Source organism: Bacillus sp. OTU530 (genome assembly GCF_038440375.1).
In genome coordinates this window covers 1-6112 of sequence record NZ_JASATP010000104.1, presented here as the reverse complement: position 1 = coordinate 6112, position 6112 = coordinate 1, and the positions used below count along the sequence as shown (strand labels likewise).

Genomic DNA, 6112 nt, shown 5'->3' with positions numbered 1-6112 from the left:
TTTCTCAATGTAGTCCCGGACAAAACGCAGTTCACCGACTTCGACTTCAATGCCCACTTCCTCGATGCATTCTCGTTTTAAATTTTCATGCATGCAGGTTCTCTCCATGTTCCTGTCCTCCCCGGAAGAAGATAAAATGCTCCGTCTTTTCCTTGTAAATATGTAATAATAAAAATATTTTGAAAAATTTTATTTTGCTACACATTATTTTCCTACGCCATAAAGCGCTGACCAAAGTAATATAAAATTATGTTATTTGGATATAAATACTCTATACATTTTTAGTTTACATAATCCCACATTATCGGAAGTGGGAATCGCTAGGGATTCCCTGCCAAACCCTTGGGGGATCCCCATTCTTCTTACTTTCTATCCAGTCCATGAAATTTCACGTCATGCATGTTTTTAAACAATGTAGAAATGGCAAGGGTTGTAGCCGCCCCCCCACTCTAATTTTGCATAAAATAGTGTGTATCCAAATCGTAGTGAAATTATCCATAGGGTGGTACACTATCCATGTGTTACTATCCCTTTCTAAATTATATAGATCCAGTCGTACACCACGTCTGGAATCACCAAAAAACCGTGCTTATCATAAGCGCGGTTTTTTCTTTTTATCGGCTCCAAAAGTTCCACCACTTTTTTTGTTGTGTAGCTGCTATCATTTTTTTTGTTTCTTGTGTATCTCTTATTGGCCTAGTCACAGGGTTCGTGCTGTAGACCGCAAAGTAAAGTAGCCAAGAGTACGTTAAAGTTGTGGTAAAGATATTTGGTAATACTTTTGGACATATCTTTTGGTAATTATAGAATCCAATGGCAATCATTCAACCGATAAATGGACAGAGTAGTTACAAAAATAGTGGTTTTTGGTAACTGCAATCTGCGGATTTAACCAGAAATTTTTCACATTGGTACTTTTGTAGTAAGCCACTTTGCGGTCTATGACAGCTACCCTGTCACTACCCCTAGAGGGGTGTTTTTGTTTTTTTAATTTATAATTTTATGTACAGTCATTGAAATTAATTCATGGGATTCCTATAATTTTAAGACTCTTTGTAAAAATGACTTTTTGGAACTATTTTCTTCCTGTTTTTCGATGTAATCTAATACTCTGTTTAGTCTCTCTTTCAATTCCTCATTTTCTTTTTGTATTTCAGCGTTATTTTGCCGTTCTTTTTCCGTTCTTTGCCGTTCCTCTAGCAGTAACCCAAGGATTTGTTTATTTTGTTCTGCAATGATTTCTTGTTGTTGTAAGGTACATGCCAGTTGTTTATTTGTTTCTTGGAACAGGGAAAAAAGGTCTTCTTGGTAACGTTCTTTTACCGTTACTTTACTGTTCTCGGTAACAAGAACGCTGTGCGTTATTTCAGCGTTATCCTGTTCAGTTATAAGGGTTTGTACAGCATCTTCTAGCGTTCTGCTTCCATCCTTCATTAAGTCCTGCATTCGTCTTAAGAACGCTATATCTTTTTCGTAATAAATACGTTGGTTGCGGGGATTCCTTTCAAATTTATATTGGGCATCTTCTAACGCTAAACTCCATTTTCGAAGGGTATTGCTGTTTAAATTGAGGTCTTTACAGACTTCGGCAGCAAAATAGCCAAACTCCATGGGGATTCCTCCTTCTATAGCCTGTCTTTCTAGCGTTATTCTACTGTTCTCCTTGCGTTATAGCAATTCCTTAAGGGGATGGCTATTTCCTTTATACAAATTTTTTAAGACTTTTAGATGAACTTGTCATATTAATAGTTTGGAATGGAGTAAATACCAAGGGAATCTCACTACCAATAATGTGGGATTATGTTAAACTTAACGTGTATAGAATATACATAAAGAAAAAGCCCCATCTAAAAGAAGGGACTTTTATATACGAGGCATTATCATATAATGATATTATAGGATATCTCATCTGTTTTTGTACCAACTAATTGAGATATTTTCCGATATATTGTTTTAAAACGTGTTATAAACACTTTCACAAGTTTCAGCCTTTGGTTCATAAAAACAGTGACGTTTGAAACGTCCAACAATAGGCTGATCGTACCACTGTGGAGGACAATCACCTGGAGGTCTAAAATACCATAAACTAAATCTTGCAGGCCAAGATCTTTCACCATTAATCACTCGACGTGCTAAGCTTCTTTCACTTTCTCTTGCCCTTTGATAGAAATAACCATGCTGAACAGCTTCGAATGCATGCTCTTGATAAATCATTTGAGGAATAGTACGAAGTCCTTTAAAATCGGAACAATTAGCTCTTATTCGGTTAACTCCTACGTTCCCAACGAGTAACAGCCCTTTTATCCCTTCACCTTCGGCTTCAGCTCGAAGCAATCTTGCCAAAAGATCGATATCTGCACTCGTAGCCTTAACAACCATAACTTCACCCCCCATTGTAGTTTTACATTTTATAATATTATTTTTTAATTAGACTAATTACCTTCAATCTTTATATGAAGCTTATTCATAGCCTAAATTACTATCCACTAACTGCCGAATTCGAATTTTCTGTCAACCGGCCCTTTTCGGTGGCTGTTTTTTTGCATGTATTAAGGTTTTGGCATTTCCCTTGCTTTTGGGGAAATCCCACCACATAAGCGTGTAGAGTTATATGTGAATGTAAACTTTTTTATAAAAGTAGACTATTTCATCATTTATCCGTGATATGTACCCAAACACAAATAAGAAGAATACAATGAGATACCGTAGATGAAAAGCCATAGTTAAACCTTCTTCCTCAATATCAAGGAGGGAAATATGTATGAGTAATTTTGAAACTGTTTGTGGACATGAACATAGACATAAACATAGACATGGTAATGAATTCGTGCTAATTATTGTTCTCTTTATCTTACTTATTATTGTTGGTGCAGTAATCTGCTGTGGCGGTTATGACGGCTATGGCCATGGCGGTTACGGCTGCTACTAAAAACTATAACAAGAAGACCCCACATAATATCTTTGTGGGGTCTTCTTGTTATAGTTTTCTTCAAAAAATACCGTTGTGTTTTAGCGAAATATTACTGCTAATAACAGGAATTATGTAAACATGAACCCCCTCCAGATCACTAAAGGGGGTTTTTAGCATTCTAGATACATTGAATTCCGATAATGCCGACTTATGTTAACTCGACGTGTATGGAATATGCATTACTTCTTGTTCAACTAAATGGGCAGTAATTTAGACTACAAATGAGCTTCACAAAAGAACAGTACAACATACTAATAAATACTTTAGGAATTTATTTAAGATAAGGTGGTGATCTTTTAAATGTATGATCAGACAGTATACCCCTATATAAATTATGATCAGCAATTGGAGCGTCAATTTCCAAGTTCACCAGCGCCCCCGTTTCCGGGACCATCAGGGTTACCGGGTTTACCAGGGCCTGGGTTTGGGGGACCATCAGGTGTACCAGGTCTACCAGAAGCACAACCTCCAACTGCTCCTCCTCCATCATTTATTCCTCAACAAGCAGTTGCTTCACCATTTGCTGTTGATCCAGGAGCAATGAGGTTCTGCCTGTTTCGTAATACTTTTATATGGCTCAACAATGGTGAAGGGTTTTGGTTTTATCCCATTTTCGTAGGTCCAAGATCTGTTGCTGGTTTCAGATGGACTGGAAGGTTTTGGGTGATGTTTGGTATTGATACAAGGAGAATTGCTTCGTTTACGTGTTTTTAAAAACTATCATTTTCGAGGGCGATGTTTGAATAAGGGCATCAAATCCATAGTTGTCATTTTTGACAACAAAGGTTGTCAAAAATGACAACTATGGAAAATCGTAAAAACCTTGGTATAACAACGTTTTTAGCCTCTTTATAACTACCTTCCTTCTCACTCTCATATAAATAGCAATTCGTCTTCTATTTAGCAATACCTAATTTTATGTTTTTTTGGTTTTATCCGCCTATAGTTATAGGCTAAAAATTCTGCAAGGAACGGGTAGTATTTTTTGAGAACCCCACTCAAAAAATCTCCACCCTCAACAAAGAAAAAGCCGGCTTCTCAATCGTCGCCTAATGGCTATCGCCATTTCTTTTTCTTTGTTGTCCTTGCGGAATTTTTTTCGGCTCGTTTTGGCTCTTTCGCCAAGCCGACTGACCAAAAGCAAGATGCGGGGGATCGGCTTGCACGAGCGATTATACGAGCCGAACCGCCAGATCATCCGTCCCTTGTGTTGCTCTCTCTCCTTAGGCCTACACGCTTACGTGGGGTTTCGCCCCCACACGGCGAGCCATCCTCTGCCCAAAAGCAAAGGGAAAAACCTTTTCAAACATTAAAGACACTGTTCAGAAGCCTCAGATTTGTTTTTAAGCGTTCGTCTTTCTACAAACATAGAAAACTACTGTTATTCGTCTAGAATCCTTTTATAGGGATTTCAGATGTCTTAAAATGAATTTCTTTTGTACACCTTGTTTCCAGTGCAATATGAATTGATATGAATGTGTACACTATGCCTATACATCAAAACTGTAAATTATTGGTATTTCAATGATTATACAGATATAGTTCACACTTGAAATCGCGTTATACCACCGCCCGAACACCCCATTTGTATTCAAGTTCTCGTCTCCACACCTCATACCAACTTCGTCGGCATGAGGTGTGGAGAACATACAAATGGGGTGTTCGGGCTAGATAGAGGGTAAATGTAAAGAGAAAAAGAAGAATAGAAGAATAAGAGATAAGATCAAATGAAAAGAGAATATACAAAGATACAAAATGAGAGGGGAAACTGAATGAAATGAATCAGAAATATGAATAGATAATGATGCTGGGATGTGGGGTTATATGGATGTTAAGAACAACATGTATGGTGAGAAAAGATAGAAAACAGATACAAGAGGGAATAAAAGTAATGATTAAAGTGATATGGAGAAAAGAAAAAACAAAGATACATAGGGAAAGAGAATAGGAGGACAGCCCCTGCAGGAAAAACGAATCGAGAACAAGTTGCTGTGCAACTTCGCAAATGATAGATACGAAGTAACTGTATAATTGCGCCCTGTAATTTTTACAGGGAATCAGGATAAGCGAAAGGATAGGCTAAGGAATAACTATCTGAATGGGTTGTTGATTTCCTATCCTGTTATCTATATTAAACTGTTACAAATACAGATTTAATAAGGTTTTTACAATACCTTTTGAATATCGGCGAAATACATGACAGTTTGTTATTTTTTTGCTGTATATTTTTTGTAAATAAAAAGCTTCCGCGGGTCAGAGTTTTTTTGCTTTGGATCGAGTGATATAAAAAAAGAGCCTTCCTTGATGAAAATAGAGGGCTCTTCTTTTGGTCAAACTATTAATCTGGATTAACTGCTTCCTTAAGCGCTTTTCCTGGTTTAAATGCTGGCATTTTGCTTGCTGCAATCTCAATTTCCTCACCTGTTTGAGGGTTACGTCCCGTGCGTGCTGCTCGATCACGTACTTCAAAGTTGCCAAATCCAATTAACTGAACAGTATCTCCGGTTTTTAATGCGCTGAAAATTGTATCCAATACTGCATCTACTGCTTTAGTTGCGTCTTTTTTTGTTAGTTCAGCTTGCTCAGCTACATTGTTAATAAGATCTGTCTTGTTCATATTAAGTCCTCCAAAGGTATGTATAGATACATTACTTACCATACTTTTTCTATGTTTTTCAATTTAAACCTCTTAAACTTCTTCTTTTATCTTTCTTTATGCTCTTTTTGAGTCCGGTTAACATAAGATTCGAAAGAGGAAGTTGATTTTAGTTTTTGTTTAGCCAGTAGCTAACAGCTTCTCACCCTCAAATTTACCGGCTTCTATTAGGGGTCCTGATTATGTTTAAATCTTTAAACAAAAACGGGATATGATTCGGATCTCGTTAGTTCCTTTACATAATCAGTGTTCCAAAATAAAAAGAGAAGGTAATACCCTTCCCTTTCATTCCAATTATTTTCTTCTTACATTAGTAGCTTGAGGTCCACGATTGCCTTGCTCAACATCAAATGTAACTTCTTGACCTTCGTCTAATGACTTGTACCCTTCACCTTGAATAGCTGAGAAGTGAACGAATACATCTTCTCCACCTTCACGCTCGATAAATCCAAAACCTTTTTCGCTGTTAAACCATTTTACTTTAC

At 37.1% G+C, this 6112-nt stretch carries 6 protein-coding genes and 1 pseudogene; 2 read left to right on the top strand and 5 right to left on the bottom strand.

The annotated features are described in order from the left end of the window. Window positions 1–614 precede the first annotated feature (614 nt). The 3 genes from AAHB12_RS30895 to AAHB12_RS30885 all read right to left on the bottom strand — a co-directional run bounded on the left by AAHB12_RS30895 (window position 615) and on the right by AAHB12_RS30885 (window position 2379). Entirely contained in the window at window positions 615–824 is a 210-nt protein-coding gene (locus AAHB12_RS30895; protein WP_342048903.1) for a DUF3967 domain-containing protein, read from the bottom strand. Between the two features lie 211 nt (window positions 825–1035). After that, a complete protein-coding gene (locus tag AAHB12_RS30890) occupies window positions 1036–1611 on the bottom strand; it encodes a MerR family transcriptional regulator (RefSeq protein WP_342048902.1) in 576 nt (191 codons plus the stop codon). A gap of 342 nt (window positions 1612–1953) precedes the next feature. Beyond that, window positions 1954–2379 (bottom strand): cell wall hydrolase, encoded by a 426-nt coding sequence (locus AAHB12_RS30885; RefSeq protein ID WP_446715643.1) that lies wholly within the window; start codon window positions 2377–2379, stop codon window positions 1954–1956. 433 nt (window positions 2380–2812) lie between these two features. Between AAHB12_RS30885 and AAHB12_RS30880 the strand changes: the two are divergent. Both AAHB12_RS30880 and AAHB12_RS30875 read left to right on the top strand, forming a co-directional pair. Next, window positions 2813–2872 (top strand): annotated as a pseudogene (locus tag AAHB12_RS30880) (YjcZ family sporulation protein); the annotation flags it as partial. A gap of 399 nt (window positions 2873–3271) precedes the next feature. Continuing rightward, window positions 3272–3685 (top strand): collagen-like protein, encoded by a 414-nt coding sequence (locus tag AAHB12_RS30875; RefSeq protein ID WP_342048900.1) that lies wholly within the window; start codon window positions 3272–3274, stop codon window positions 3683–3685. 1624 nt (window positions 3686–5309) lie between these two features. Here the strand turns inward: AAHB12_RS30875 and AAHB12_RS30870 are convergent. Beyond that, window positions 5310–5588 (bottom strand): HU family DNA-binding protein, encoded by a 279-nt coding sequence (locus AAHB12_RS30870; RefSeq protein WP_342048899.1) that lies wholly within the window; start codon window positions 5586–5588, stop codon window positions 5310–5312. 333 nt (window positions 5589–5921) lie between these two features. Then, a partial coding sequence (locus AAHB12_RS30865; protein ID WP_342048898.1) for a cold-shock protein occupies window positions 5922–6112 on the bottom strand: 191 nt, incomplete at its 5' end.